This is a genomic window from Leifsonia sp. NPDC077715, from assembly GCF_040686855.1.
Lineage (GTDB): Bacteria > Actinomycetota > Actinomycetes > Actinomycetales > Microbacteriaceae > Leifsonia.
Genome location: NZ_JBFBOG010000001.1, coordinates 905,546 through 931,680 on the forward strand (window position 1 = coordinate 905,546; position 26,135 = coordinate 931,680).

A 26,135-nucleotide genomic window follows, 5' to 3' on the forward strand; every position below is an offset into this window, starting at 1 on the left:
ATACGCAGCCGGCGGCGGTCAGCGGTGGCGGGAAGACGGGGCCCCTGACGCGACTCCACACTCGATCAAAGGTCGCGCACAGAAGCGCTCCCACCGTCAGCGCCACCCCTCGCCACAGGGACGGGAAGAGCAAGGCACCGAGCATTGTGGCTCCCACGATGAGAGCCATGGTGGCGAAGTACGCCAGGCGTCGGGGCCGCGCTGCCATCAGAACCCTTTGCAACTTTGCGAGATACCCGCCGCAGCGATCGCACCAGTCACGAACCAGGCGAGACCGCCAGTGGGTGGGCTGAACACCAGGCCGGCGCCGACCGAGCCCAGGGTGAGGATACATCCGCTCTTCCAGGTGACCTTGACGTTGGCACCACCGCGGTAGACGAGGCTGAGCGACTGAACCATGCGGCCATTGATGTACTTCTGAAGGTAGCTCCCCTTGCAGTTCGTCATGTTCTCGTTCGGCTTCATGAAATAGCTGCTGCCGTTCGGGTTCACGCAGTTGTACGAGTACACCCCAGTCGTCGTCGGATCGGCCACCACGGGGAACGCGTTGTGCTCCGTGAAGTCGACAACCTGCGTGAGCGTGTTGCCACGCACCTCGTAGTGTGTCGGCAGGGCGTCGCCGTTGGCATCCTTCGCCCACGCTTCCCCGAACACCCGAAGCGGCGACCCGTCTGCTTCAACAATCGCAACCGTGCCGTTCGCGTCCTGGGTGAGTGATGCCCCATCGGGCACGTCAATCGGGTAGTCGTAGCGCTTTGGAGCGCTCGCGTTGTCGATCACCGTGTTGATCTGCACGGCACCATCCGCCTTGATGAGCGGGACGGTGGTCGAACCGTTCTTGTTGTCGAATGCCACCACGCCAGGCAGCTGCGAATCCGTCGCGTCGGACGCCTGCTGAGCAAACGGCAACCCGATCTGAACCGAGTCACCGAGCGAGAGGCCGTCGGCAGGGTCAACAGGCACTTCCACCCTGCCGCCCTCGACGGTGGCCGCGGCGGCGGTGTCGCTATCGCGACTCACCGCCGCAAGACCGGAAAGCGACTCCGGCACTACGCCTTGGATCGCGGCCACCGCGTCCGCTGCGTTGACTTCCTCCGCGTCCAGCGCGGCGAAACCGGTCAGGCTTGTGCCGATGACGCAGATACCTGCGAGCGTTGCGGCTGGCACCACGATGCGAGACTTCTTCACTGAGGTCTCCCTTTCGTTCCCCAAGAGAAACGAAGTGGACACTGCCCGTCACCCGGCGATGCCGGAACGGTCGTCAGTCCACTACCGGGCGAGCAGAATTACCCTCCACTGATGAGGACGAAGGAGCCATGCGGCCATGACGTCGCGCTGAACCCTATGCATGCAAATGCGCGCGGCCCGGCTGGGGCCAGGGAGTCCGGATCGCGGCGTTCGCCGCTGGGGCTTCATCCACCCGGCAGTGGCCCTGGGCATTGCGCTCTCCGCGCTTCACAACTGCGTGTCTCACGGCTCACGCGAAGAACTGAACCGTCCCCGAAGCGGCCGACTGAGGCCCGTCACGCCGTCCGGCGGGCCTCCTGCGTCCGCCCGACCGATGCGAGTCCCAGGTTCTCGCGCAGGGTGTCCCTCGCGTACTCGGTCGGGTAGATGCCCCGCTCCTGGAGCAGCGGCACCAGCGTGTCCACGATGTCGTCGAGGCCCGAGGGGATCAGCCACGGCGTGATGTTGAAGCCGTCCACCACGTGCGCGTCGGCGTACCGCTGGAGGGTGGCGGCGACGCTCGACGGGCTGCCGACGAAGCCGCAGCCCGAGTTCAGGCGGATGACCAGCTCCCGGATGCTCAGGCTCTCCGCCGCCGCGCGCTCGCGCCAGGCGTCGGCGGTGGCCTTCGCCTGGGCCGCGCGGAAGCCGGCGCCGCGGGTCTCGCCGGAGACCTCCTGCACCGGGTCGATCTCCGGCAGCGGGCCGTCGGGATCGTAGGCGGAGAGGTCGGTGCCCCAGATGTTCTCCAGGAACGCGATCGCGGTCTGCGGGGTGACCTGCTTGCGGCGCACCCAGCGCGCCTTCTCCTCGGCCTCGGCGTCGGTGTCGGCGAGGATGAACTCCTGGCCGGGGAAGATCTTCACGTCCCCTGCCGGGCGTCCCGCCTTGAGCGTGCGCTGACGGATGTCGTCGGCAAAGGCCTTCGCGTCGTCGAAGGCGCTGTGCGCGGAGAAGATCACGTCGGCCTGGCGCGCGGCGAAGTCGCGGCCCTCGGCCGAGTCGCCGGCCTGGAAGATGACGGGGCGGCCCTGCGGGCTCTGCGGGAGGCGGCTGCGGCCGGTCGCGCGGTAGTGGCCGGTGTCGACCTCGACGAGCTCCGACGGGGTGTCGGCGGTCCAGGCGTCGGCGGCGGCGGACGCCGCGATCTCCGCGTCCCATGTGTCCCAGAGCTTTTTCGTGGCCACCACGACGGCCTCGGCGTGCCGGTAGCGGTCGGCGTGGTCGAGGTAGCCGCCGCGGCGGAAGTTCTCGCCGGTCCACGCGTTGTCGGTCGTCACCACGTTCCACGCCGCACGGCCGCCGGAGAGCAGGTCCAGGCTCGCGAGGCGGTGCGCGAGGTCGAGCGGGTCGTTGTACGTGGTGTTCTGCGTCGCGACGAGGCCGATGCGCTCGGTCACGGCGGCGAGCGCGGCGAGCTGCGTCTGCGCGTCGGGGCGGCCCGCCACATCCAGCTGGTGCAGCGCGCCGAGGTGTTCGCGCAGGCGCAGGCCCTCGCCGAGGAAGAACGCCGAGAACAGGCCGCGCTCGGCGGTCTGCGCGACGCGGCGGAACGACTCGAAGTCGGTCTGCGAACCGCTCTCGGGCTCGGTCCAGACGGTCGAGAAGTTGACGCCCTGGAAGAAGACGCCGAAGCGGAGGACGGTCGGGCCGGTCATGCGGACTCCTGGTAGCGGTTGACGGCGGCGGGGAGGCCGAGCGCGTCGCGCAGCGTCCCTCCGGGGCGGGATGCGGCGAGCGCGGTCGTCTCGCGCAGCAGGGGAAGGACGGCGAAGGCCAGCTCGGGCAGGTCGACGTCGAGCACGGCCGGGTGGAGACGGACGCCGTCGGTCACGGCGGCGAGCTCGGCGAGGAGTGCGGCGAACGGCTCGCCCGCACCGGCGTAGCGGGCGTGGGACCCGGCCCACGGGGTGTGCGCGTCGAGGGCGGCCACGCGGTCGGCGGCGGGGACGCCCGCGGCGTCGAGCGCCACTTCGAGGTCGACCACTGCGAGCAGCCCCAGCCCGCGCAGGCGGGAGGCCTCGTCCGCGGCACGCGCCACGAGGTCGTCGCCGGCGACGTCGAAGAACGCCACGTCGAGCTCGGCGTCGCCGGCGAGCGCCGCCGGCCCGAACACCGGCAGCGCGCCCTGCGGCGGCCGCGGCACGATCGAGGGGCCGACCACGGAGTAGTCGTCGCCCTCGAAGCGGATGTGGTGCACCCGGTCGCGATCGAGGTAGCGACCCGTCGGCACGTCGCGGATGACCGCGTCGGTCTCCCACGAATCCCAGAGGCGGCGTGCCACCTCGACGGCGTCGGCCGGGCGGGCCGGCTGACCGACGCGTCCGTAGAGGGACGCGGTGCCCGCGTCGTCGTCCGCGCCCACGACCCAGCCGGCTCGGCCGCGCGCGGCGTAGTCGAGCGAGGCGAGCTGGGTCGCGACGTGGAACGGCTCGGTGTAGACGGTCCCGGCCTCGGCCACCAGGCCGATGCTGCCGGTGAGCGGCGCGGCGAAGGCGGCGCGCTGGATGGCGTCGAGCCGCGCGCGGATCCCGCCCGGCTCGGCCGGCGGCACGGCGGCGTCGGCGAAGGTGGCGAAGACGAACCCGGCGCGCTCGGCGGCCTGTGCACGCTCGGCGTGGAGGCGGCCGGTGAGCAGGGCGGACGGCGCGTGCGTCGCGGCACGCCACGCGGCGGGATGCGCGCCGTCGCCGTCGAGCTCGATTCCGAGGATGAAGCCGGTCATCGTGCGGTCCTCTCGTGCGGCAGGCGCTCCCCGGCCTCCACCGGAAAGGGCAGCCGGTTGCCGGCGGGCGGCAGCGGGCAGGTGGCGAACTCGGTGTAGGCGCACGGCAGGTTGACCGCGCGGGTGAAGTCCAGGATGACCCGACCCTCGGCATCGGGCGCTCCGACCGACAGCGACCGATTCGCGGGGTAGGTGGTCACGCCGCTCGTCGCATCCGTGAAGAGCACGAGCAGCGATCCCGGCGCGTAGCCGTTGAAGGCGATCAGCCGGTGCACGTCGCCCTCGTGACGGAACTCGACCTCGCCGGGAGCGGCGTAGACGTGCTGCAGACCCTCCGCGACCGAGCCGACGGTCACCTCGACGGGAGCGTCGTAGGGGACGAAGCGTCCCTCGATCACCCAGCTCTCGGCGGGCGCGTAGGCCGGGGTGCCGCGGTAACCGGCACGGGTGGGATGCCCGGGGTGCCGTGGCCGCAGCAGATCGTGCCCGCCGCGCTTGGCGATCTCGATGACGGTGTCCCCGAACGCGGCGGTGCGGCCGCCGCGTTCGGGGATCGGGCCGAAGACGATACGGCCGGTGACCTCCGCGCCGTCCACCAGCAGCGTCTCGCCCTCGTCGAGCAGGACGACGACGCCCTCCTCGCCGGTGGACCAGCGGCCGGGCAGCCCGCCGAAGCGCGTGGGCTCGGCGGTCAGCCAGTGCTGGGCCGTGATGGCGAGGAAGCCGTGCGCGGAGGCGCGGTCGGCCTCGTGCGCGTCGTGCCAGGTCTGCCACTCGGCCGCGAAGGCGGGCGCTGTCGTGTCGGATGCGATGGTCATGGTCTCAGCCGTTCGTCTCGTCGGTCACTGGTTGTCGAGCGGGAGCCCGGGCGGGTTGATCTCCGACTTCGGCAGACCCTCGTTGGTGAGGTTGTAGGCCTTCAGCCACTTGGCGTACTGGCCGCCTTCGATGAGGTGGTTGATGGCGTCGGCGATCGGCTTGTCGAGGCCGCTGTCCTTCTTGACGGTGGCGGCGATGAGGCCCTGCAGGGTCTCACCGGCTCCCGAGAAGGTTCCGGCGGTGCGGGTCGGGTTGGCCGACGACGCGCTCTGCGTGTTCTGGTACGCGGCGGTCGGGTTCGGGCCGAAGTAGGCCTCGATCTTGCCCGAGTTGAGGGCGAGCCAGACGGAGTTGGCGTCCGGGTAGTACTTGAGGTCGAGCGTCTTGCCGGCGGCCTCGAGCTTCGACTTCCACTCGAGCAGGATCTTCTCCTGGTTGGTTCCGGCGCTCACGGCGACGGTCTTGCCCGCGAGGTTCTTGTAGTCGCCGTCGAACTCCCACGTGTCCTTCTTGAGGACGGTGAAGGCCAGCTCGTCCTTGCGGTACGAGGCGAAGTCGTACTTCTCCTTGCGCTGCTCGGTGTCGGTGATGTTCGAGAAGCCGACGTCGGTCGCGCCGGTGTCGATCCCGACGAACAGGTTGTCCCAGGTCGCGTTCTTGACCTCGGGCTTGAGGCCCAGCACGGCGGCGACGAGGCGGCCGAGGTCGGGCTCGGACCCGGTCAGCGTCTTCTGGTCGTCGCCGGTGAACGCGAGGGGCGGGAAGCCGGCGGGCAGGGCGCCCACGCCGATGACGAGCTTGCCGCTCTTCTTCACGGCGTCCGGAACCTCGGCGGCGATGGAGTCGACCTTGTCGACGGTGATGGCGGTCTCTGTGCCGGCGCCGTTGGTGTGCGCGGCGATGGTGACGCTTCCGGCCTTGGCTGCGCCGTCTTCGGCTGACGCCTGCCCCGAGCAGGCCGCGAGAGAGACGACGAGGGCGGCCGACGCGAGGACCGCGCCCGGGACGCCGAGACGGCGTCGGAGCGAACGAGGGGATGACATGCGGGTTCTCCTTGGTGGGTGGGATGGTGCGATTGCGTTCAGAGACCGTGCCCTCAGAGGACGCGGCTCAGGAACTCTCGGGTGCGCTCCTCGCGCGGGTTGTCGAGCACGTCGGCGGGGGTGCCCTGCTCGACGATCCGGCCGTCGTCGAGGAACACGACGCGGTCGGCGACCTCGCGGGCGAAGCCGATCTCGTGGGTGACGACGACGAGGGTCGCGCCGGAGCCCGCGAGCGAGCGGATGACGGCCAGCACCTCGCCGACCAGCTCCGGGTCGAGAGCCGAGGTCGGCTCGTCGAACAACAGCACGTCCGGCCGGAGGGCGAGCGCGCGGGCGATGGCGACGCGCTGCTGCTGTCCGCCGGAGAGCTGCCGAGGGTAGGCGGCCGCCTTGTCCGAGAGGCCGACCCGGGCGAGCAGCGCCGCGGCCTCCTCCCGAGCGACTGCGGCGGGCGTGCCCTGCGCGATCGGGGCCTCCGACACGTTGTCGAGGATGGTGAGGTGCGGGAACAGGTTGAAGTTCTGGAACACGAACCCGATCCGGGCGCGCTGCCGCAGGATCTCCTTCTCGCTCCGCTCCTTCAGCCGACCGCGCTGCACGCGGACGCCGATCAGCTCGCCGCCGACGACGACATAGCCCTCGTCCAGCGGCTCCAGGTGGTTGATCGCCCGCAGCAACGTCGACTTGCCGGAGCCGGAGGGGCCCAGGACGACGGTGACCGTCCCCGCCTCGATGGTCAGGTCCACCCCGCGCAGCACGGGCTTGTCGCCGAACGACTTCGTCGCGTTCGCGATCTCGATCCCGGCGCTCATGCGGCACCGTCCAGGCGGTTGTTCGACCAGCCGGCGAGGCGGCGGCGGATGCGCTGGAGCGGCGTCGGGGGCAGCGACCGGACGGCGCCGCGGGCGTAGAACCGCTCGACGTAGTACTGGATGACCGACACGACGCTGGTCAGCACGAGGTACCAGATGGTCGCGACGACGAGCAGCGGGATGATGTCCGTCGGGTACGTGCTTCCCAGATTCTGGACGACGCCGAACAGGTCGAGCAGCGACACGTAGAAGAGGAGCGAGCTGGCCTTCAGCAGCCCGATGATCTGGTTCACGTAGGCGGGGACGATCGAGCGGAGCGCCTGCGGCAGCACGACGCGGCGGAACTGCCGCCCCCGCGGGATGCCCAGCGCCTTCGCCGCCTCGTGCTGTCCCTGGTCGACCGAGAGGACGCCCGCGCGCACGATCTCGGAGCTGTACGCGATCTCGCTCAGGCTCAGGCCGATCACGCCGAGCGTGAGCTCGGACAGTACCGACACGGTCTTGACCTCGAACTGAGGACCGAACGGGATGCCGATCCCGATGGTGGGATACAGGTTGCCGAGGTTGTAGAGGAAGATCAGCACGAGGATCAGCGGCACCGACCGGAACAGCCAGACGTAGAGCCAGCTGACCGAGCTCAGGACCGGATTGGCCGAGAGCCGGCCGAGGGCGACGACGATCCCGCCGACGAAGCTGACGACCGCCGAGATCGCGGTCGCGACCAGCGTCAGCTGCAGACCGGTGAGGATGGCCGGGCTGAACAGCCACTTGCCGACCTTCGCCCACTCCCACGACGGGTTCGTGAACAGCGTCTGCCCGAAGTTGAGCAGCAGGACGAGCACGAGGGCGGCGGCGATCCACCGGCCGGGGTGGCGGAGCGGGAGGATGGGGCGCTCGGCCAGGCGGCGCAGGTCGAGCCCGTCCGGACCGGCGGGGGCGGTGACCGCGCTCGCGTCCACGGTCGTCGCGGCGCTCATCGCTCGACCCCCAGCGTCTTCTCGAACGGGTGGATGCCCACCTGCTCGGGCTCGAGCGCGGTGTCGTACAGCGGCCGGTATCCCGCGGCCAGGTACAGCGCCTTCGCCTCGGGCTGGCGCGGACCGGTCGTGAGGTACACCTTCGTGTACCCCTGGCGCACGGCCTCGGACTCCAGCTCGTTCACGATCCGGCGGGCGAGGCCCTGGCGGCGGTGCCGCGAGCTGGTCCAGATGCGCTTCAGCTCGGCGGTGTGCTCGTCGAGCCGCTTGAACGCGCCTCCCGCGATGGGCTGCCCCGCGCGCAGCAGGAGCACGAACGCGCCGCCCTGGGCCGGTGCGAACAGCTCGGCCGGGTACCGGCTCAGCTCGGTCGAGGCGCGCTCGCCGAAGAAGTCGCCATAGCGGGTGTCGTACTCATACTCGAGCTCGACCAGCAGCGGCCGGGCCAGTGGATCGGTCGCTTCGACATAACGGAACTCGTCGGCGTCGACGTTCGTGACGGTCACCGGATGCCTCCTTCTCGCGGGGTGGGAGCGGATGTTTCGGATGACCGTAGAGGGCCGGGCGCGCGTCGGGGAAACGATGATTACGGTTTGCGACGGCGGCGAAACACGGCGTCACGGACGCTTGCCCGAGCCGGGCTCGCCATGCAGGGTGACCCGATGCCCATCACGTCCCCGACCCCGTCCATCGCCGTCGTCGGCGCCGGTCCGCGCGCCGTGGGCTGGCTGGAGCGGTTCGCAGCGGCACGGTCGGCCGCGGCGGAGAGGCCGCCGGTCATCATCCACCTGATCGACCCGTTCCCCGCCGGGCCCGGACGCATCTGGCGCCACGACCAGTCGCCGCTGCTCAAGCTGAATTCGATGGCCGAGGACGTCACGATGTTCACCGACGACTCGTGCACGGTCGACGGCCCGGTCGCGCCCGGTCCGTCGCTGCTGGAGTGGGTGGAGGGCGTGCGGGAGGGCAGCATCCGCGACGCGTCGATCGACGATGACGCCGTCGGAGCCGAGCTCGCGCGTCTGCGCCGGGGCCACTTCCCGACCCGGAGGCTGCAGAGTCGCTACCTGGACTGGTTCCTGCGCCGGGCGATCGCGGCGCTGGACGCCGACGCAACCGTCGTGCGGCGGACCGGCGAGGTCGTCGCCGTGTCGACCGCGGACGACGGCGAGGCGGTCCGGCTCGCCGACGGCACGGTGATCCGCGCCGACGCGGTCGTGTACGCACTCGGACACACGGGCAGCGAGCCCTCGGGCGAGGCCGCCGCCTTCGCCGTGTTCGCCGACCGGCACAGCCTGCACTACCAACCGCCGGCGTTCACCGCCGACGCCGACCTCTCGGGTATCCCGGCAGGCGAGACCGTCGCTGTCCGCGGGATGGGGCTGGCCGCGGTCGACCTGATCGTGCTGCTGACCGAGGGACGCGGCGGCCGCTTCGAGCGCCACGGCGACGGGATGCGATACCGGCCGAGTGGACGCGAGCCGCGCATCCTGATCGGGTCGCGGCGCGGCGTGCCGTACCGCTCGAAGATCTCGTCGGCGCTGGTGGGCGAGGCGCCCTCGCTGCGCCACCTCGCACCCGAGGTGGTCGCCCGGCTCACCCGCGACCCCGGCACGCTCGACTTCCGGCGCGACGTCTGGCCCCTGGTGGAGCGCGAACTGCTGCACGGCTACTACCGCGAGCTGTTCACCGGGCATCCGGAGCGGGTCGCGGTGGCCTGGGAGCGCTTCCGGGCGGAGCTGGACACGGTGGACCTTCGGTCGGCGGCGTACCGCGACCTGCTCGCCGCATCCCTCCCGGACCGATCCGACCACCTCCACCTCGACGCGTTCGACCGGCCGCTCGCCGGGGAGCGCTTCGCGTCGCGCGACGCGCTGCAGCGCCGTCTCCGGGAGCACCTGCGCGACGACCTGCACCGGCGCACCGCGCCCGAGCACAGCGAAACCCTCGGGCTCTTCCTCGCGCTGCTGCAGACGATGTTCGCGCTCGCCCCGGTCGGCGCCTCCCCCGCCTGGACGGACGAGTCGCGCACCCGCGACCTCCACGGCTGGTGGCCGGCGTACTTCAGCTATGTCGCGTCGGGTCCGCCCGGGCACCGTCTGGAGGAACTGCTCGCGCTCTCGGACGCCGGGATCGTCGAGTTCGCCGGGGCCGACCTGATCGTGACCGCTGACGAGAGGGCCCGGGCGTTCCGGGTGTCCAGCCCGTCCGTCGAGGGGTCTGTGCTGACGCGGACCCTCGTCGACGCCTGGCTGCCCGCCGCGCACGCCGACCGCACGGACAACCGAGCGCTCCGCGACCTCGCGGTCAGCGGTGCGGGATCGTTCCGGCACGGGATGCTGCGCGTGCATCCCGATGACGCGCGCGTGCTCGACGCGGCCGGCGCACCGCATCCCCGCCGCTGGGCGATCGGTCCGTTCACCGACGCGCCCTTCGCCGGCGCCTTCGCCCGGCCGGGCACGAACGCCCTGTCGTTCCGCGAGAACGACCGGGTCGCGCAGGCGGTGCACCGGCTGATCGCGGACCGCGCGGCGACGCACAGCGCAACATCGCCTGGCACGTCGGCGGTGCTGTCACTACAGTGACCCCATGCCGGACGAACCCCGCCGCCCGCTCGACTTCGAGACCCGCCAGATCCACGCAGGAGCCGTCGTCGACTCCGAGACCCGGTCCCGGGTGACGCCGATCTACCAGACCGCGGCATACGTCTTCGACAGCTTCGACGACGGCGAGGAGCGGTTCGCGGGACGCAGCGCCTACCGCGCGTACTCGCGCAACGAGAACCCCACCAACGCGGTCGCCGGGCGCCGCATCGCGGACCTCGAGGGCGGGGTCGACGGGATCGTCGTGGCCAGCGGGCAGGCGGCGATCGCGTCCGCGCTGAGCGCCCTCGCTGCAGCCGGCGACCACATCCTGGCCACGCGGTCGCTGTACGAGGGGACGCGGGAGATGTTCCGCGGCGTCCTCGCCCGGCAGGGCATCGAGTTCGAGTACGTGCCCGACGACGCGGACGACGCCGAGTGGACGTCGCGCATCCGGCCGAACACCAAAGCGGTGTACACCGAGACGCTGCCCAACCCGCTCGGGCAGGTGGTCGACATCGCGCGGATCGCGGGCCTGGCCCACGCGGCCGGGGTGCCGCTGGTCGTCGACAACACGGTGCCGACCCCGTACCTCTGGCGGCCGATCGAGGACGGCGCGGACATCGTCATCCACTCGACCTCGAAGTGGCTGTCGGGCCACGCGTCGGTGATCGGCGGCGCGATCGTGGACGCCGGGACCTTCGACTGGGCGGCAGCCGCAGCGCGCTTCCCGCAGTTGACGGAGGCGCCGCGGCCGGGGGTCCCATCGTTCGTCGAGCGGTTCGGCGAGGGCGCGTACCTGGCGTACGTGCGAAGCGTCATCGTGCTGGAGTACGGGCCGACCGTGCCGCCGACCAGCACCTTCCTCCTGCTGCATGGCATCGAGACGCTGTCGGTGCGGATGGACCGGCACGTCGCCACGGCGCAGACCGTCGCGCAGTGGCTGGAGCGGCGGCCGGAGGTCGCGACGGTCCACTACCCCGGGTTGCCGTCGAACCCCTACTACGAGCGAGCGCAGCGGTACCTGCCGCGCGGGGCCGCATCCATCGTCTCGATCGACCTGGCCGGCGGGCGGGATGCGGCGCGCCGCTTCATCGACGCGCTGGAGCTGATCTCGCCGATGACGCACATCGGAGACGTCCGCACACTCGCCATCCACCTGGGCAGCACCATCCACGCCAAGCTGACCCCCGAGGAGCAGGCCGACGCCGGCATCACCCCCGGCCTGATCCGCCTCTCCGTCGGCCTCGAAAGCCCACGCGACATCCTCGACGACCTCGCCCGCGCCCTGGACGCCGCCGGCGCCTGACGCGACGTCGGAGATCCACGCGGAACTCCCACGGAACTCCATTCCGGCCGCAGCCAGCCGGAGATCTCGCGCGCTTTCTCCGACGTCAGCCTGCGAGGGCGGCCGGGCGGGCGGAGGCGGCCGCGACCGTCGCGGCGATGCGGCGCACGGCCTCGACGACGGTCGACGGGTTGCAGGCGAGGTTGATGCGGGCGAAGCCGCGGCCGGGCTCGCCGAACGCCAGGCCGGAGTTGAGGGCGACCCGACCCTGGTCGATGAGCACGCGGGCGGGGTCGTCGCCGAGGCCGGTGTCGCGGAAGTCCAGCCACGCGAGGTACCCCGCATCCGGCCGGATCACGCGCACGGACGGCGCGTGCCGGGCGAGCTCCGCCTCCAGCAGGGCGACGTTGGTCACCAGCAGACCGACGAGGTCGTCACGCCACGAGAGGCACGACAGCGCCGCGATATTCGCGTGCAGGCCCAGGATGCTGGTGCGCGCGGCGAGCTCTTCCGGCAGGGCGGTCAGCAGCTCGGCGGAGCGGTCGTCCGCGGCGACGATGACCGCGCACTTGAGACCGGCGAGGTTCCAGGCCTTGCTGGCCGAGGTGACCGTGACCGCGCGGGCTCCGGCGGCGCGGGCGACGGGGGCGAACGGCGTGAACACCGTTCCGGGATGGGCGAGCGGCGCGTGCACCTCGTCGCTGACGACGAACACGTCGTACCGGGCGGCGAGGGCGGCGAGCGCCTGAAGCGTAGCGCGGCTGTGACATCGGCCGGTCGGGTTCTGCGGGTTGCACAGCAGCAGGGCGTCGGCGCCGTCGGCGAACCCGCGCTCGATCCCGGCCAGGTCGAGCGACCAGTCCTCGTCCTCGAGCAGCGGCACCGTCACGGCCACCGCGTCCGCTTCGTCGACCATCTCGAAGAACGGCGGGTACACCGGAGGCGTCAGCACAACGCGTCCGCCGACCTCCGGCAGGTCCAGCCGCAGCGCCTCGACCACGCCGACCGTCACATCCGTCGCCAGGTGCACCGTCGCCGGGTCGACGTGCCAGCCCCACTGCTCGTCGGCGAAGCGCGCGAAGGCGGAGGCGAGCGGACCGGCCGAGTCGAGGTAGCCGGTGTCGGAGTGCCGAAGGATCTCGGCGACGCGATCCAGGATGGCCGGCTCGACATCGAAGTCCATCTCGGCCACGAACACAGGCAGGACGTCCGCGGGGTAGCGGCGCCACTTGATGCTCGACCTGGTCGCGAACAGCTGCTCCAGGGAACGTGCCGGTCCGAAGCTCATCCCGTCACTGTGCCGCAGGCCGGGGACGGACGCGAGCCGGGGCGTCAAAAAGCGTAGTGAAGGGTCGGCGTCAGGACGCGAGCGCCAGCTGACGGAAGCGGATGAACGACACGTCCTCCCCGCCGCCGGCGCAGTCGTACGCCGCGCGTATCGGGTCCACCGCCCGCCCGTTCGGCAGCACCACCTCGAGCATGGTGTCCTCGCGCGCCCCGCGGCGACGCGTGTTGCTCCAGTGGCCGCCGTCCGTGCGCACCAGGATCTCGCCGATCAGGCAGCCCAAGCTCTGCACCGTGAACTCGTCGCCGACGAAGCCGTCCTCGGTCCGCAGGTCCACGAACAGGCGGTCGACGAAGACGAGGTCTTCCGGGACGTACGTGACCGTGTGGCCGTAGATGTCGTGGATGCCGCCGGCCATCGCTCCGGCCAGCAGCGAGCCGACGGCGGGGTCGGGCCGCCGCCGGCTCGCTGCGCGGGGGAACCGGAACATGGCTCACACGGTAGGCCTCCCCCGCTGAGGGATGCTCGCCCCATTTCGAGTGCCCCCGCTGCGGGTCACGCCCGCCGCTATGCTGAGCGCGACGACAGGGGGGATCGTGAATCTCGCTGCTGGGCACGGTCGGATGCTGATGCCGCACATCCGTCCACTCCGATAGTAAAGTTCACGCGAGGCCCACGGCGGCCGGGATGAGGAGGCTCCGGTGGCGAAGCGGACGCGCGCGACGGCGACCACGAGCACGCTCGCGCGCGTCAACCAGACCGCCATCATCGAAGCGCTGCGCGAGTCCGGCGCGCTGTCGCGGCAGCAGCTCGGCGCGAAGACCGGGCTCAGCCCGGCCACGATCAACCGGCTCACCGCGTCCCTCATCGACGACGGTCTGGTGGTCGCCGCCGGGCAGGAACCGTCGACCGGCGGCCGGCCCTCGGTGCTGCTCCGGTACGCCGGCAGCTCCCGCCTGGTCGCGGCGATCCAGCTGCGCGCCGAGACGGTCACGGGCATCCTGGTCGACTTCGACGGCAAGGTGGTGTTCCGCCGCTCGGTCGCGCTCGGCACCGGCGAGGAGCGGGCGCCGGACCAGGAACGCGGCCTTCGGAAGGTGTTCCGGCTGTTCGACGACCTCATCGCGACGGCCGACTCGATGGGCACGCCGTGCCTCGCCGTCGGCGTCGCCGTGCCCGGCGTGGTGCAGCAGCCCGACGGCGTGGTCGGCACGATGCCCGAGTTCGGCTGGACCGGGGTGCCGTTCGGCGAGCTGCTGCGTGAGCGCACGTCCCTGCCGGTGGTGGTCGAGAACGACGCGAACGCATTGGCCTACGGCGAACTCCACGCAGGGGCCGGGCGCGGGCTGTCGAGCCTGGTGGCACTGTTCCTGGAGAACGGCCTCGGCGCCGGGATCGTCGCCAACGGCGAGCTGCATCGCGGCGCGCGGGCGGAGGCCGGCGAGATCGGCTACCTGCTCATGGAGCGGTCGTCGCTGGAGCGCTCGTACGACGCGCGCGGCGACCTGGAGGACCGCATCGGCTCCCTCGCGCTGACCGAGCGCGCCCGCGAGCGCGGGATGCCCATCCCCGCGTCGGGGTCGCTCACCGCGGAGGGGGTGTTCGAGCTGGCCCGCGACGGGAACGCCGACGCGCAGGAGCTGGCCGACGAGATCCTGGACATGGTCGCGATCGCGGTCGCGGCGCTCGTGATCGTGCTCGATCCGGAGCTCGTGGTGGTCGGCAGCAGCTTCGTCGGCAGCGCGGACACCGTCATCCCCGGCATCCAGGAGCGGCTGCGCGGCCGCATCATCCGCGTCCCCCGGATCGAGCCGGCGACGCACCGCGAGGATGCGGTGCTGCTGGGCGCCGCGGAGCTGGCGGCCGCCGAGGTCAACGGCTTCGCCTACCTCGCCTTCTGACTTCCTCTTGACAGCCTCGGGAACCGCGCTCTAGGTTTGCTCTCAACTTCTTCTCACTCCGATAGGAAAGAAGAAGATCCCCTACAGCGAGGCAGAGGAGCAGACGTGATCGTCGGAATCGACATCGGCGGCACCAAGACGCACGTGTGCGTCGAGGACGACGCCGGCGCCGCGCTCCTCGACCGGTCGGTGAAGACCGCCGACTGGCAGCACGGGAGCGACCTCCACTCCGAGGACAACGTCCGCGCGCTCCTCGCCCTCTTCGAGCAGGTGCCCGGCGCACCGGCAGCCCCCCTGGTCGTGGGAGCCCACGGCCTCGACAGCGAGGCGCAGACCCTCGCGTTCTCCGAGACGCTGTCCGCGCTGCACGACGGCCCGGCCCTCGCGGTCAACGATGTCGAGCTGGTCGGCCCCGCCGCCGGCTTCGACGAGGCGATCGCCGTCATCGCCGGCACCGGCAGCAAGGTCGTCGGCCGGCGCGCCGACGGGACGCTGGTCAACGCGGGAGGCTACGGCTACATCCTCAACGACCCGGGCAGCGCGCCCGCACTCGTCCGCGACGCCGTGCGCTCGCTCTTCGACGCGGTCGACGAGGAGGAGCCCCGGGATGCCCTGGCCGACGCGCTCTACGCCCACTTCGGCGTCGACGAGATCGTCGGCCTGTCGATGGCGCTGAGCATCCGCCCCCGCGTCACCGTCTGGGGCGCTGCCGCTCCCCTGGTCTTCGCCGCAGCCGATGCCGGCAGCGTGCGCGCCGCCCGCGTCATCGACCAGGCGGCCGACGAGCTGGCCCGCAGCGTCGAGCTCGTCCACCGCCGCGGCGCGGCCGGAGACGACGTGGTCTGCGCGGGCGGGGTGGTCAGCCACCAGCCGCGCCTCTTCGACGCCCTCGGCGAGCGCCTGCGCGCCCGCGGTCTCACCCACTCCATCCACCTGCTGGATGTCGCCCCGGTGCGCGGCGCCCTCGCGCTCGCCCGGCGGCTCACGGAGGCGGCCACTGTCGTCCCCTTCGCACCATCGAACACACGGAGGAAGTCATGAGAATCACATCCACCAGGCGCCGCCGCGCCCTCGCGACCCTCGGGATCGCGGCGACCGCGGCGCTCGCCCTCAGCGCCTGCAGCGTCACCGGCGCGAGCACGTCGTCCGGCGGCCAGGGCAGCGGCAGCGGCACCATCAACGCCCTGTTCATGAAGCAGGCGGGCTACTCGGAGTCGGACATCAACACGATGATCACGGACTTCGAGAAGAAGAACCCGAAGATCACCGTCAAGCCGACCTTCGTCGCGTACGAGGCTCTGCACGACAAGATCGTCACCTCGGCTCCGGCCGGCACGTACGACGTCGTGCTGTCGGACGTCATCTGGCCGGCCGAGTTCGCGTCCAAGGGCATCATCACGGATGTCACGGACAAGTTCCCGGCCAGCTGGAAGCAGGACATGCTCGGCGGCGCGCTCTCCAGCGCCGAGTACAAGGGCAAGTACTACGGCGTCCCGTGGGGACCGTCCACCAAGCTGTTCTTCTACAACAAGGACATGCTGGCCAAGGTGGGCGCGGGCCCTGACGACGTGAAGACCTGGGACGGCGTGCTCGCGACCGCGAAGAAGCTGAAGGACGCGGGCGTCGTGCAGTACCCGCTCGCGTGGAGCTGGGCGCAGGCCGAGGCGCTGATCTGCGATTACGCGGTGATGCTCGGCGCCTACGGCGGACAGTTCACCGACTCCAGCGGCAAGCTCGACATCAACAAGGGCGCGGGCGTCCAGGCGCTCGAGTTCATGAAGAAGTCGATCGACGAAGGCCTCACGGACCCGGCGTCGACCACCTTCCTCGAGGACGACACCGACAAGTCCATGGCGGCCGGCAAGACCGCGATGGAGCTGAACTGGGAGTCCACGTTCCGCGACCAGAACGACCCGTCGATCTCGAAGGTCGTCGGCCAGATCGCCGTCACCGCCCCGCCCGCGGGCCCGAGCGGCGACAACCCCGGCGTGAACGGCTCGATGGCGCTGTCCATCGGCTCGAAGTCGAAGAACCAGGCCGCGGCGTGGAAGCTGATCGAGTACCTGACCAGCGAGTCCAACCAGGACAAGTACACCAAGTCGTCCATGACGAACTGGAAGGCGAGCTACACCAAGCCCGAGATCACCAAGTCGAACCCGGAGGTCTTCGCGGCGGCCGGCAAGGCGTACGACTCGATGATCCTGCGCCCGCCGGTGCCCAACTACAACACGGTGTCGCAGGCGCTGCAGGTCGAGCTCCAGAACGCGCTGCTCGGAAAGAAGACCCCGCAGCAGGCCCTCGACGACGCGGTGACCGCCGCGAACGCGAGCCAGGGATGAGCACGGTGTCGGTCGCCGGAGTCGAGACGGAGCAGCGGAGCCCGGCGCCCGCGCCCACCCCGCGTGGGCGCCGCACCCGCCGCAAGCGCGACAACCAGGGGCGCCTCGCCTTCTGGCTGCTGCTGCCCGCCGCGGTCGCGGTGTTCGGTGTGATCGTCTACCCGATCCTCCGCACCCTCCTCATCTCGTTCTTCGAGGTGAACTCGGCGCTGGCGACCGACACCCCGTTCGTCGGGCTGCAGAACTACGTCCACATCCTCACCGCGCCGGGCTTCTGGGCGGCGATGGGACGGACGCTGTACTTCACGCTCGTCTCCACCTCCCTGGAGCTCGTCTTCGGCCTGATCGTCGCCGGGCTCCTCAACGCGAAGCTGCGGGCGCGCTGGCTGTTCCGCGCGATCGTGATCATCCCGTGGGCGATCCCGACGATCGTCAACGCGGCGATGTGGAAGGGCATCTTCAACGCGCAGTACGGGTCGCTGAACGCGCTCCTCACGCAGCTCGGCATCATCCACGAATACCAGGCGTGGCTCGGCGACCCGACGCTCGCGCTCAACATGGTCATCATCGCCGACGTCTGGAAGACGACCCCGCTCGTGGCGTTCTTCCTACTCGCCGGGCTGACGTCCATCCCGGACGAGCTGTACGAGGCGGCGAAGGTCGACCGCGCGAGCTGGCCTCGGATCTTCCGCTCCATCGTGCTGCCGATGCTCGTGCCGTCGATCTCCATCGTTCTGGTGCTGCGCACCGTCGAGGCGTTCAAGGTGTTCGACATCATCTACGCGATGACCCGCGGCGGCCCCGTCAACGGCACCCAGACGATCGCCTACTACGCCTACACCACCGCGTTCTCGGACCAGAACTTCGGGATGGGCGCCGCCCTCTCGTACATCATCGTGCTGGTCATCCTGGTGCTGACCTTCGTCTACCTGCGCATGCTGCGCCGATCCGAGATGAGCCTGCTGTGAAGCGCACGACCCGCAACTCGATCCTCATCCACCTCGCGGCGTTCGTCGTCGCGATCGTCATCCTGCTGCCCTTCGGGTGGATGGTCGTCGCCAGCGTGACGCCGCAGCGCATCCTGATCTCGACGCCGCTGCAGTGGATCCCGGACACGCTCGACTGGAGCCGGTACGAGCTGATCTTCCGCGGCGGAGCGGAGAGCGTCGGCGCGACGTTCCGCGCGGCGCTCGCGAACACGACCATCGTCGCGGTCGGGACGGTCGCGGTGTCGATGATCGTCGGCATCCTCGGCGCGTACGCGTTCGCGCGGCTGCGGTTCCGGTTCCGTCAGGCGGTGCTCATCCTGTTCCTGGCGACGTACATGCTGCCGCAGATCGCGCTCCTCATTCCGCTCTACCTCATCCTCAACTCGCTGGGACTGCTGGACACGGTGGTCGGCCTGATCATCGTCGACTGCTCGCTCGTGGTGCCTTTCGTGCTGTGGATCCTCAGCAACTACTTCCTGACGATCCCGGAGGAGTTGGAGGAGGCGGCGCGCATCGACGGCGCCTCGCGGCTCGGCGCGCTGTTCCGGGTCGTGCTGCCCGCCGCACGGCCGGGCATCTTCGCGGCGATCATGTTCGCGTTCCTCCTGGCGTGGGACGAGTTCATGTACGCGCTCATCTTCACCTCGTCGAACGCGGCGAAGACGCTGCCGGTCGCGATCAGCGAGTTCGCCGGCCGCTACACGACCGACTTCGGTCTCGTGGCCGCGGGCGGCATCATCGCAGCGCTCCCGCCGATCATCGTCGCCATGATCTTCCAGCGCTACGTCGTCAGCGGCATGGCCGCCGGCGCTGTCAAGGGCTGACCTCCTCCTCCCCTGCCACCGACCCTGTAAAGGACACTCCATGGAACCCAAAGCCTCCTTCGTCGACGCCATGCGCGCCCAGCCCGAGAACCTGGCCACCGCCCGGGAGACGGTGCTGCGCGACCTCGCCGCCGCGGGCCTCTCCCGGTGGGGCGCGGATGACTCCGTCGCCGTGCTCGCGATGGGTGCGTCGCTGAACTCGGCGCACACCCTGGTCGCCGCCCTCGCCGCGGCCGGTCGCCCGGCGACGGCGTTCGTGGCGTCGGATGTCGCGGACGGTCTCGCCGTGGTGCGCGCCGACCGGTCGATCGTCGTGTCGGAGTCGGGCCGCAGTCCCGAGCCGCTGGCGGCCGCGCGCACGCTCGCCTCGGGGACGAGCGTCGGCATCAGCAACTTCCCCGAGCAGCCGATCAAGGACACGGTGGATGCGGTGCTCGGCCTGGGCGGCTTCCCCGACTCACCCGTCTACACGAGCGGATTCACCGCGACGATCCTGGCCTATGCGCTGCTGCTCGACTCGGTCGGCGCGCTGGATGCGGCGGACGAGGCGGCGCGCATCCCGTCGCGGGCGGAGGAGGCGCTGCGCGACTACGCGTCTGTCGCCGAGACGGTCGGTCGTGTCCTCGCCGACGCGACGACGATCGACGTTGTCGGTCGCGGAGGCTCGCTCACCGCCGCGTCCGAGCTGTCGCTCATGGTGCGCGAGGGACTGCGGACGCCGAGCACGGCCTTCGAGACCTTCCAGTACCTGCACGGGCCGATGGAGGTGCTGTCGTCCGACGACGCGCTCGTCGTGTTCGGGGACGGACGCGAGCTGAGCATCCCGTCGTCGGTGCTGGACGCGGGCGTGCGGGTCGTCCTGGTCACGTCGGCTTCTCCCGACTCCGTTCCGGGCGCGGGACACGACAACCTCACGATCGTCCCGCTCCCGGCCGGTCTCGGGATCTTCGAGCGCGCGGTGGTCGAGACGGTCATCGGCCAGCTGGCGATCGCCGCGGCGATCCAGCACAAGCCGTACCCGCTGGAGGACTTCCTCTACCACCAGGACGACACCAAGCTGCCGGTGCGCTGAGGCCCGGGACGCAACCAGCGACGGCCGTATCCCCGGTGGGGTGCGGCCGTCGCCGGCTTCGGGGCTCTGCGTCTCAGGCGTCGCGGCGACGAGCGACCTGGAGACCGCCGAAGAACGACAGGGATACCCAGCCGAGGACGACCAGCAGGCTCTGCCACTCGACGAGCTGACCGTTGCCCGTCCCGATCACGCCGCCGGACGCCGGGCTGAGCAGATAGGACACAACGGCCGTGACGGTCTCGGACCGGGTCACCGCGGCGATGATCTGCATGGTGACGGTCAGGACGAACAGCACTCCGACGGAGATCGACAGTGCACCCGCAGACGCCCGCACCATCGTGCCGACACCAAGAGCGAACACGGCGGTCAGGCCGAGGACGGCTCCGGTCCCGAGGACCGACCAGAGCAGGATCGCGGGCTCGCCGAATGTGATCGACGCACCGCTTCCCATCAGGATCGGCAGGCATGCGAACCACGACACTCCGGCGCTCACCACGCCGATGCCGAAGCCCCAGAGTCCGACGACGACCGCCTTGCCCGCGAGGAGCAGGGCCCGTGTGGGAACGGCCGCGAACGAGGACCTGATCAGTCCCGTCGCGTATTCGGAGGTGATCGCGAGGGTTCCCAGGACGACGATGATGAGCTGGGAGAACAGGACCCCGCCGCCCGCGGCATGCGCGACCAGCAGGGCGCCCTTGTCGCCCCGGCTCTGTGCGATGTCCTCGGCGCCGAAGCTGCCCGCGAGCAGCACGGAGAGGAGCAGCGTCACCGGGAGGATCGATACGGTCACCCACCACGTCGACCGCAGCGAGAGCAGCTTGACCCACTCGCCGATGAGGATGCCCGCGAAGCTGACCCTGCTGCGCTCGAGCTCGCCGGACATCCTGGTGGTCGTCACGCTCATCGGGCACCCCCAGTGCGGTACTCCAGGGCGTCCTGCGTCAGGTCGAGGTAGGCCTGCTCGAGCGACGCGGTGACCGTCGCCAGCTCGTAGAGCGGGATGCCGGCGGCGGCCGCCGCCTCGCCGATCACCTCCGCCCGCAGGCCCCGGATCTCGACGGTGTCGTTGCCGAGGTTGGCGATGGACACATCCGGCCCGGTCACCGCCGTGGCCAGCACCCCCACGCGCGGGCTGCGCACGCGGACGGCGTCGCCCGACGCGCCGAGGAGCTGGTCGATGGGGGCGTCGGCCAGCACCCGGCCCTTCCCGAGGACGATGAGGTGATCCGCCGTCTGCGACATCTCGCTCATCAGATGCGACGAGAGGAAGATGGTGCGGCCCTCGGCGGCCAGCGCTCGCGTGAACTCCCGCACCCAGCGCACCCCCTCGGGGTCGAGCCCGTTCACCGGCTCGTCGAGGATGAGGACCCCCGGGTCTCCGAGCATCGCGGCGGCGATGCCGAGTCGCTGGCCCATCCCGAGGGAGAACCCGCCGACGCGCTTGTCGGCCACCGACTCGAGCCCCGCCATGCCGATGACCTCGTCGACCCGACTGCGAGGGATACGGTTCGTCGCCGCCAGCGCGCGCAGGTGGTTCCTGGCGCTGCGCCCCGGGTGCGCGGCCTTCGCGTCGAGCAGGGCGCCGACGGTGCGCAGCGGAGCGCGGAGGTCTGCGTACGCGGTGCCGCCGATGAGCGCCGAACCGGAGCTCGGCCGGTCGAAGCCCATGATCATGCGCATCGTGGTGGACTTGCCCGCGCCGTTCGGCCCGAGGAAGCCGGTGACGCGGCCGGGCTCGATGACGGCGGAGACGTCGTCCACCGCCCGCCGCTCCCCGAAGCGTTTCGACAGTCGTTCCAGAGTGATCACGGTGCCCTTCCCTCATGCGTCGACCGGAGGGCGGCTGGATGGAACCTCCCTGCCTATGAAGACGAGGGAGAGGGCGGATGATGACGCGGTACAGCAGAGCGGGGCGGCGCGCAAGGGTCATGCCCCTTCGTTGACGAGCCGACCGAAGCGGAGTCCTATGGGAACATGATTGCTCTCATCGTGATTCTGCTCGTGATCTGGGCGGTGCTCGCCATCCTGGGCTTCGCCATCAAGGGGCTCCTCTGGCTGGCCATCCTCGGATTGGTGTTCTTCGTGATTACCGCCATCGTCGGCTGGATGCGACGGGGCGCGAACCGCACCTGACCGACACGCACGCAGACAGACCAGCGGCGGTCGCGCGAACGCGCGGCCGCCGCTTCGTCGCGTCAGCGGGTCACGGCTGCTCTTCGTCGGCGAGAGCGTCGTTCTGCAATGTGTCGGCCGTCTCGTCGTCGGCGAGCAGGTCGTCGTCGGCGTCGTCGAGCACGCCGCCCTCCGGGGCCTGACCGGCCGCGGTCGGCTGGTCGTGGGTCGGGGTGTCGGTCGGTGCGGGCGCGCCCTGGGGGGCTTCGGGCCGGGTGGCATCGCTGGACGGGGTCAGTTGATCGTCGGTCATGACACCACCCAGCGCCTCGCGCGCCGCCGCGTCAAGGGGATGACGGTTGGACATCGCCGCCGACCAGGACGAATGTTGGACCATGACCTACGTTGCGAACCCGTCCCGCTATGACGACATGATCTACCGCCGCACCGGCCGGAGCGGTCTCGACCTGCCCGCGCTCTCGCTTGGCCTCTGGCACAACTTCGGCGACGACCGCCCGTTCGAGACGCAGCGCGCGATCGTGCGCCGGGCGTTCGACCTCGGCATCACCCACTTCGACCTGGCCAACAACTACGGTCCGCCCTACGGCTCGGCCGAGATCAACTTCGGCCGCATCCTGAACGAGGACCTGCGGCCGTACCGCGACGAGCTCATCGTGTCGAGCAAGGCCGGCTGGGACATGTGGCCCGGCCCGTACGGCCAGGGCGGCGGCAGTCGCAAGTACATGCTCGCCAGCCTGGACCAGTCGCTGCAGCGGCTCGGGCTCGACTACGTCGACATCTTCTACTCGCACCGCCCCGACCCGTCGACGCCGCTCGAGGAGACCATGCAGGCGCTCGACACCGCCGTGCGATCCGGCAAGGCGCTCTACGTCGGCATCTCGTCCTACGGCGCCGAGGAGACCCGTCGCGCCGCGGCGATCCTGCGCGACCTGGGTACCCCCCTGCTCATCCACCAGCCGTCCTATTCGATGCTCAACCGGTGGATCGAGAACGAAGGGCTGCTCGACGCGGCCGATGAGCTCGGGATCGGCGTGATCGGGTTCACCGCTCTCGCCCAGGGCATGCTCACGAACAAGTACCTGAACGGCATCCCGGAGGGGTCGCGGGCGAGCGCCGGGGACTCGTTCGACGCCGACTGGCTCACCGACGAGGCCGTCGACCGCCTGCGCGCCCTCGACGAGCTCGCGCAGGGCCGTGGACAGTCGCTCGCGCAGATGGCGCTCGCCTGGGCTCTGCGCGACGACCGCGTCACCTCGCTCGTCATCGGCGCCAGCCGGGTCGAGCAGCTGGAGCAGAACGTCGCAGCCCTCGGCAACCTGGACTTCACCCCCGACGAGCTCGCCGCCATCGACGAGTACGCCGTGGAGGCGGGCGTCGACCTGTGGGCCGGAGCGCGCCGGGGCGAGGTCTAGGCGCCTGGCCTAGCACGCAGACGCAGGATCGTCATCCCCTGCTGGGTCCGCGGAGCGTCGCCTACCGTCCGCGAAGCGCTGGATGCGTCGAGGTGGAATTCGAGCGCCCGGCTTGCCGGCGTGTGTGAGGGAGGATCCCGGGCCGCCGCCCGAGCAGCGCGGCCCGGGATCCAGCCCGGCACGCGCCGTGCGACGACGACGGGAAGCCGGAGGGGCGGATGTGAGTTTCCGTAGTGCTCGCCCACGCGTCGCCCAGGGTTGTCTGGTTGTCTCTATGGTGTTCCCGTCCGACGCCTAGAAGCTGTTGATATGACCGTCCTCGTCGAACCGGACATCCGGGCAGGCCAGGCGCTGCGCGCCGTACGGCCGTGGACGATCGCGGTCTCGTTCGGCCTGGTCGCGACCGCCCTCTGCGCGGCCTTCAGCTGGGTGCCGTCGCTCTGGGGCGACGAGGCGGCGACCCTGCTGTCCGCGAAACGGCCGGTCGGCAGCCTGTTCGGGATGCTGTCGCACGTCGACGCGGTGCACGGGCTCTACTACCTCCTCATGCACGGGTGGATCCGGCTGGCGGGCGAGAGCCCGTTCGCTCTACGCCTCCCGAGCGCCGTCGCGGTCGGCGCCGCCGTGGCCGCCGTCACGCTGCTCGCCGGGCGACGGGGCGGCGCGCGGGCGGCCGTCGTCGCCGGGATCGTTGCCTGCGTCCTCCCCCGGCTCACGTACGCGGGCGAGGAGGCCCGCTCCTACGCCTTCACGGCGGCGGCGGCCGCCTGGCTCACGCTGCTGCTGCTCTGGCTCATCGACGGCGGCGGCCGTCGCGTCCCCCCGGCGACCCGGCGCGCGGCGTGGACGCTATACGCGTTCGGCATGGCCGTCTCGTCGTACCTCTTCCTCTATGTCATCACGCTGCTGGTCGCGCACGCGGTCATCCTGCTGGCGACCCGTGCGTCCCGCTCGACCCTGCGGACGTGGGCGATCTGCGCCGCCGCCTGCGTCGTCGCCCTGATCCCGGTCGCCACCGTCGCCTACCTCGAGCGGAATCAGATCGCGTACCTGAACTCGTCGCCGGACGACCCGGCCATCTGGTACTACTTCCTCTGGTTCGGGATGCCCTGGGTCGCCATCGCGGCGTGGGCCCTGATCGCGATCGGCCTCTGGCCGGCGTGGCGGTCGTGGCGACTGCGCCGCGCCCGGATGGTGCCCGCCGGACCGCGTGCCGCGTCCACCCGCCTCGTCGCCGCGTCCTGGCTGTTCCTGCCGACCGGCCTCATGCTGCTCGTGAACCTCGCGTACCCGATGTACACCGGCCGCTACTCCACGTTCGCCGCTCCCGCCGCGGCTCTGCTCGTGACCGAGGGCATCCTCGTGCTGGGCCGGATGCTCGGAGGCGACACGCGCAGGACCGTGTCGGCCACCGCAGGCGCGACCCTCGTCTTCGTGGCACTGTGCGCCCCGGTCTACGTGCTGCAGCGGGGGCCGTACGCCAAGAACGACAGCGACTGGGCCGAGGTCAGCGCGGTGATGGCCGCCAACGCCGGACCGGGGGACGCGGTCGTCTACGACCAGTCCGCCAAGCCCTCGCAGCGTCCCCGCCTCGCGATGCGCACGTATCCAGCGGGATTCGCGGGCCTCAAGGACCCGACCCTCCGCACTCCCTATTACCGCAACGACTGGTGGGGCGACACCGCGTACTCGGTGCGGCAGGCCGCCGAACGCGGGCGATTCGACGGGGTCGAGCGTGTCTGGGTGATCGAGAATATCGACCTCGAGACCGGACAGCAGGACACGTGGGGGATCGACCAGCTCCGCGCCATCGGCTTCGGCGAGACCGGCCGCGTGATCGACACGCACCGGAGCGTCATCATCGAGCTGACCCGCTAGGTCAGCGCGACCGGCTCGATCAGCTGCGGCCCGTCATCGCTGGTCTTGAACGGTCTCACCTGGTCGAACCGCAGCGCCGACGCCTCCGCGACGCCCGCTCGCACCGCCTCGTCGACGAGCGCCTGGTCGCCGACGATCGAGGGGTCGATCCAGTGCTGCCACATCTCCTCGGGCAGGATGACCGGGTTGCGGTCGTGGATGTCCGCCAGCGTCTGCACCGCATCCGACGTGAGGATGGTGGCCGTCAGCACCCAGCGATCCGGGTCGTCCTCTGCCTTGCTCTTGTCGCGCCACCACGAGTAGAGACCGGCGAAGCCCATCAGGCGGTCCTCCGGGTAGCGGATGAAGAACGGCGTCTTGCTTCCCTTCGGTCCCTGCCACTCGTAGTACCCGCGGGCGAGGACGATCGCGCGGTGCGACTGGACGGGCTTGCGCCAGGTGGACTTGTCGGCGATCTCCTCCGCCCGGGCGTTGAACGTCGGGAACTTGAGCTTCAGGGTGTCCGACCACGAGGGCACGAGCGACCAATGCGCCCGTTCGAAGCGCAGCTCGCGGGTCTTCGCCGAGTCGATGAGGACGGGGATGTCGTCCGTGGGCGCGATGTTGTAGTCGGCCTCCCAATCAGCCGTCCACTCGTCGGGACGGCGCCCCGTCGCCTCAACGAACTCGGTGATCTCGGCGTTGACCTTGTCGTCCATCGCGAACCTGCCGCACATATCGCCAGCATAGGCCCGGCCTTCGGCAGCGGGTCGGGTGGCCGTGATGCGAAAATGAGCATCACTCACCCCCCAAAAACGGGTGTCGTGAGACTGAGAAAACGATGTATTCT

At 70.7% G+C, this 26,135-nt stretch carries 25 protein-coding genes; 11 read left to right on the forward strand and 14 right to left on the reverse strand.

Translation table 11 applies throughout. From position 1 onward, the window contains the following. Window positions 1–207: 207 nt before the first annotated feature. The 8 genes from AB0P25_RS04515 to AB0P25_RS04550 all read right to left on the reverse strand — a co-directional run bounded on the left by AB0P25_RS04515 (window position 208) and on the right by AB0P25_RS04550 (window position 8,109). Window positions 208–1,188, reverse strand: a complete 981-nt coding sequence (locus AB0P25_RS04515; protein WP_363805640.1) for a hypothetical protein — start codon at window positions 1,186–1,188, stop codon at window positions 208–210. Window positions 1,189–1,523: 335 nt separating this feature from the next. Beyond that, the gene (locus AB0P25_RS04520; protein ID WP_363805641.1) at window positions 1,524–2,885 is read right to left on the reverse strand and encodes an NtaA/DmoA family FMN-dependent monooxygenase; all 1,362 of its coding nucleotides are present in this window, start codon (window positions 2,883–2,885) and stop codon (window positions 1,524–1,526) included. Further along, window positions 2,882–3,952: an LLM class flavin-dependent oxidoreductase gene (locus AB0P25_RS04525; protein ID WP_363805642.1), complete on the reverse strand. Its 1,071-nt coding sequence runs from the start codon at window positions 3,950–3,952 to the stop codon at window positions 2,882–2,884. The genes AB0P25_RS04520 and AB0P25_RS04525 overlap by 4 nt, the downstream gene beginning before the upstream one ends. Next, window positions 3,949–4,770 (reverse strand): DUF1684 domain-containing protein, encoded by an 822-nt coding sequence (locus AB0P25_RS04530; protein ID WP_363805644.1) that lies wholly within the window; start codon window positions 4,768–4,770, stop codon window positions 3,949–3,951. The genes AB0P25_RS04525 and AB0P25_RS04530 overlap by 4 nt, the downstream gene beginning before the upstream one ends. 24 nt (window positions 4,771–4,794) lie before the next feature. Then, on the reverse strand, window positions 4,795–5,814 hold the full coding sequence (locus AB0P25_RS04535) for a transporter substrate-binding domain-containing protein (protein WP_363805646.1): 1,020 nt from the start codon (window positions 5,812–5,814) through the stop codon (window positions 4,795–4,797). 53 nt (window positions 5,815–5,867) lie between these two features. Beyond that, window positions 5,868–6,626 carry an amino acid ABC transporter ATP-binding protein gene (locus tag AB0P25_RS04540; RefSeq protein ID WP_363805647.1) on the reverse strand — a complete coding sequence of 253 codons (759 nt, stop codon included), beginning with the start codon at window positions 6,624–6,626 and terminating at the stop codon, window positions 5,868–5,870. Then, window positions 6,623–7,603 carry an amino acid ABC transporter permease gene (locus AB0P25_RS04545; protein ID WP_363805649.1) on the reverse strand — a complete coding sequence of 327 codons (981 nt, stop codon included), beginning with the start codon at window positions 7,601–7,603 and terminating at the stop codon, window positions 6,623–6,625. The genes AB0P25_RS04540 and AB0P25_RS04545 overlap by 4 nt, the downstream gene beginning before the upstream one ends. Further along, window positions 7,600–8,109 carry a GNAT family N-acetyltransferase gene (locus AB0P25_RS04550; protein WP_363805650.1) on the reverse strand — a complete coding sequence of 170 codons (510 nt, stop codon included), beginning with the start codon at window positions 8,107–8,109 and terminating at the stop codon, window positions 7,600–7,602. The genes AB0P25_RS04545 and AB0P25_RS04550 overlap by 4 nt, the downstream gene beginning before the upstream one ends. Window positions 8,110–8,265: 156 nt before the next feature. On the opposite strand from AB0P25_RS04550, the gene AB0P25_RS04555 reads away from it, so the two are divergent. Together AB0P25_RS04555 and AB0P25_RS04560 are read left to right on the forward strand one after the other, a co-directional pair. After that, window positions 8,266–10,188: an FAD/NAD(P)-binding protein gene (locus tag AB0P25_RS04555; RefSeq protein WP_363805652.1), complete on the forward strand. Its 1,923-nt coding sequence runs from the start codon at window positions 8,266–8,268 to the stop codon at window positions 10,186–10,188. Between the two features lie 4 nt (window positions 10,189–10,192). Continuing rightward, a complete protein-coding gene (locus AB0P25_RS04560) occupies window positions 10,193–11,494 on the forward strand; it encodes an aminotransferase class I/II-fold pyridoxal phosphate-dependent enzyme (RefSeq protein ID WP_363805654.1) in 1,302 nt (433 codons plus the stop codon). An 85-nt stretch (window positions 11,495–11,579) separates the two neighbouring features. Here the strand turns inward: AB0P25_RS04560 and AB0P25_RS04565 are convergent, their stop codons facing one another. Then, the gene (locus AB0P25_RS04565) at window positions 11,580–12,761 is read right to left on the reverse strand and encodes an aminotransferase class I/II-fold pyridoxal phosphate-dependent enzyme (RefSeq protein WP_363805656.1); all 1,182 of its coding nucleotides are present in this window, start codon (window positions 12,759–12,761) and stop codon (window positions 11,580–11,582) included. 70 nt (window positions 12,762–12,831) lie between these two features. After that, window positions 12,832–13,248 carry a hypothetical protein gene (locus AB0P25_RS04570; RefSeq protein ID WP_363805658.1) on the reverse strand — a complete coding sequence of 139 codons (417 nt, stop codon included), beginning with the start codon at window positions 13,246–13,248 and terminating at the stop codon, window positions 12,832–12,834. A 211-nt stretch (window positions 13,249–13,459) separates the two neighbouring features. Here AB0P25_RS04570 and AB0P25_RS04575 point away from each other — a divergent pair, with 211 nt between their 5' ends. The 6 genes from AB0P25_RS04575 (at window position 13,460) to AB0P25_RS04600 (ending at window position 19,883) form a co-directional block, all read left to right on the forward strand. Next, on the forward strand, window positions 13,460–14,659 hold the full coding sequence (locus AB0P25_RS04575; RefSeq protein WP_363805659.1) for an ROK family transcriptional regulator: 1,200 nt from the start codon (window positions 13,460–13,462) through the stop codon (window positions 14,657–14,659). Between the two features lie 105 nt (window positions 14,660–14,764). Then, entirely contained in the window at window positions 14,765–15,700 is a 936-nt protein-coding gene (locus AB0P25_RS04580) for a BadF/BadG/BcrA/BcrD ATPase family protein (RefSeq protein ID WP_363805660.1), read from the forward strand. Beyond that, entirely contained in the window at window positions 15,697–16,998 is a 1,302-nt protein-coding gene (locus AB0P25_RS04585) for an extracellular solute-binding protein (RefSeq protein WP_363805661.1), read from the forward strand. The genes AB0P25_RS04580 and AB0P25_RS04585 overlap by 4 nt, the downstream gene beginning before the upstream one ends. Next, window positions 16,995–17,966: a sugar ABC transporter permease gene (locus AB0P25_RS04590; protein WP_363805662.1), complete on the forward strand. Its 972-nt coding sequence runs from the start codon at window positions 16,995–16,997 to the stop codon at window positions 17,964–17,966. The genes AB0P25_RS04585 and AB0P25_RS04590 overlap by 4 nt, the downstream gene beginning before the upstream one ends. After that, window positions 17,963–18,811, forward strand: a complete 849-nt coding sequence (locus tag AB0P25_RS04595) for a carbohydrate ABC transporter permease (protein WP_064109951.1) — start codon at window positions 17,963–17,965, stop codon at window positions 18,809–18,811. The genes AB0P25_RS04590 and AB0P25_RS04595 overlap by 4 nt, the downstream gene beginning before the upstream one ends. Window positions 18,812–18,851: 40 nt before the next feature. Beyond that, window positions 18,852–19,883, forward strand: a complete 1,032-nt coding sequence (locus tag AB0P25_RS04600) for an SIS domain-containing protein (protein ID WP_363805664.1) — start codon at window positions 18,852–18,854, stop codon at window positions 19,881–19,883. Window positions 19,884–19,956: 73 nt separating this feature from the next. On the opposite strand, the gene AB0P25_RS04605 is transcribed toward AB0P25_RS04600, so the two are convergent. Both AB0P25_RS04605 and AB0P25_RS04610 read right to left on the reverse strand, forming a co-directional pair. Continuing rightward, window positions 19,957–20,787: a hypothetical protein gene (locus AB0P25_RS04605; RefSeq protein ID WP_363805665.1), complete on the reverse strand. Its 831-nt coding sequence runs from the start codon at window positions 20,785–20,787 to the stop codon at window positions 19,957–19,959. Continuing rightward, complete coding sequence (locus tag AB0P25_RS04610; protein ID WP_363805666.1) at window positions 20,784–21,692, reverse strand: ATP-binding cassette domain-containing protein; 909 nt, start codon at window positions 21,690–21,692, stop codon at window positions 20,784–20,786. Before AB0P25_RS04610 ends, AB0P25_RS04605 begins: the two co-directional genes overlap by 4 nt. Window positions 21,693–21,857: 165 nt before the next feature. On the opposite strand from AB0P25_RS04610, the gene AB0P25_RS04615 reads away from it, so the two are divergent. Further along, the gene (locus AB0P25_RS04615; RefSeq protein ID WP_285115406.1) at window positions 21,858–22,016 is read left to right on the forward strand and encodes a hypothetical protein; all 159 of its coding nucleotides are present in this window, start codon (window positions 21,858–21,860) and stop codon (window positions 22,014–22,016) included. Between the two features lie 70 nt (window positions 22,017–22,086). On the opposite strand, the gene AB0P25_RS04620 is transcribed toward AB0P25_RS04615, so the two are convergent. Then, window positions 22,087–22,308, reverse strand: a complete 222-nt coding sequence (locus AB0P25_RS04620) for a hypothetical protein (protein WP_363805668.1) — start codon at window positions 22,306–22,308, stop codon at window positions 22,087–22,089. A gap of 82 nt (window positions 22,309–22,390) precedes the next feature. On the opposite strand from AB0P25_RS04620, the gene mgrA reads away from it, so the two are divergent. Then, window positions 22,391–23,428 (forward strand): L-glyceraldehyde 3-phosphate reductase, encoded by a 1,038-nt coding sequence (mgrA, locus tag AB0P25_RS04625; RefSeq protein WP_363805670.1) that lies wholly within the window; start codon window positions 22,391–22,393, stop codon window positions 23,426–23,428. Between the two features lie 309 nt (window positions 23,429–23,737). Then, entirely contained in the window at window positions 23,738–25,306 is a 1,569-nt protein-coding gene (locus tag AB0P25_RS04630; protein WP_363805671.1) for a glycosyltransferase family 39 protein, read from the forward strand. Here the strand turns inward: AB0P25_RS04630 and AB0P25_RS04635 are convergent. Continuing rightward, the gene (locus AB0P25_RS04635; protein WP_363805673.1) at window positions 25,303–26,022 is read right to left on the reverse strand and encodes an SOS response-associated peptidase; all 720 of its coding nucleotides are present in this window, start codon (window positions 26,020–26,022) and stop codon (window positions 25,303–25,305) included. The two genes, AB0P25_RS04630 and AB0P25_RS04635, sit on opposite strands and share 4 nt — an antisense overlap. Between the last annotated feature and the right edge of the window lie 113 nt (window positions 26,023–26,135).

Bases quoted from the DNA above. Each gene is read 5' to 3' on its own strand.
- AB0P25_RS04600 (WP_363805664.1), top strand. From the start codon at position 18,852: ATGGAACCCAAAGCCTCCTTCGTCGACGCCATGCGCGCCCAGCCCGAG.
- AB0P25_RS04590 (WP_363805662.1), top strand. From the start codon at position 16,995: ATGAGCACGGTGTCGGTCGCCGGAGTCGAGACGGAGCAGCGGAGCCCG.
- AB0P25_RS04635 (WP_363805673.1), bottom strand. From the start codon at position 26,022: ATGTGCGGCAGGTTCGCGATGGACGACAAGGTCAACGCCGAGATCACC.
- AB0P25_RS04605 (WP_363805665.1), bottom strand. From the start codon at position 20,787: ATGAGCGTGACGACCACCAGGATGTCCGGCGAGCTCGAGCGCAGCAGG.
- AB0P25_RS04540 (WP_363805647.1), bottom strand. From the start codon at position 6,626: ATGAGCGCCGGGATCGAGATCGCGAACGCGACGAAGTCGTTCGGCGAC.
- AB0P25_RS04585 (WP_363805661.1), top strand. From the start codon at position 15,697: ATGAGAATCACATCCACCAGGCGCCGCCGCGCCCTCGCGACCCTCGGG.
- AB0P25_RS04530 (WP_363805644.1), bottom strand. From the start codon at position 4,770: ATGACCATCGCATCCGACACGACAGCGCCCGCCTTCGCGGCCGAGTGG.
- AB0P25_RS04560 (WP_363805654.1), top strand. From the start codon at position 10,193: ATGCCGGACGAACCCCGCCGCCCGCTCGACTTCGAGACCCGCCAGATC.
- AB0P25_RS04570 (WP_363805658.1), bottom strand. From the start codon at position 13,248: ATGTTCCGGTTCCCCCGCGCAGCGAGCCGGCGGCGGCCCGACCCCGCC.
- AB0P25_RS04535 (WP_363805646.1), bottom strand. From the start codon at position 5,814: ATGTCATCCCCTCGTTCGCTCCGACGCCGTCTCGGCGTCCCGGGCGCG.
- AB0P25_RS04565 (WP_363805656.1), bottom strand. From the start codon at position 12,761: ATGAGCTTCGGACCGGCACGTTCCCTGGAGCAGCTGTTCGCGACCAGG.
- AB0P25_RS04620 (WP_363805668.1), bottom strand. From the start codon at position 22,308: ATGACCGACGATCAACTGACCCCGTCCAGCGATGCCACCCGGCCCGAA.
- AB0P25_RS04525 (WP_363805642.1), bottom strand. From the start codon at position 3,952: ATGACCGGCTTCATCCTCGGAATCGAGCTCGACGGCGACGGCGCGCAT.
- mgrA (WP_363805670.1), top strand. From the start codon at position 22,391: ATGACCTACGTTGCGAACCCGTCCCGCTATGACGACATGATCTACCGC.
- AB0P25_RS04545 (WP_363805649.1), bottom strand. From the start codon at position 7,603: ATGAGCGCCGCGACGACCGTGGACGCGAGCGCGGTCACCGCCCCCGCC.
- AB0P25_RS04615 (WP_285115406.1), top strand. From the start codon at position 21,858: ATGATTGCTCTCATCGTGATTCTGCTCGTGATCTGGGCGGTGCTCGCC.
- AB0P25_RS04520 (WP_363805641.1), bottom strand. From the start codon at position 2,885: ATGACCGGCCCGACCGTCCTCCGCTTCGGCGTCTTCTTCCAGGGCGTC.
- AB0P25_RS04555 (WP_363805652.1), top strand. From the start codon at position 8,266: ATGCCCATCACGTCCCCGACCCCGTCCATCGCCGTCGTCGGCGCCGGT.
- AB0P25_RS04630 (WP_363805671.1), top strand. From the start codon at position 23,738: ATGACCGTCCTCGTCGAACCGGACATCCGGGCAGGCCAGGCGCTGCGC.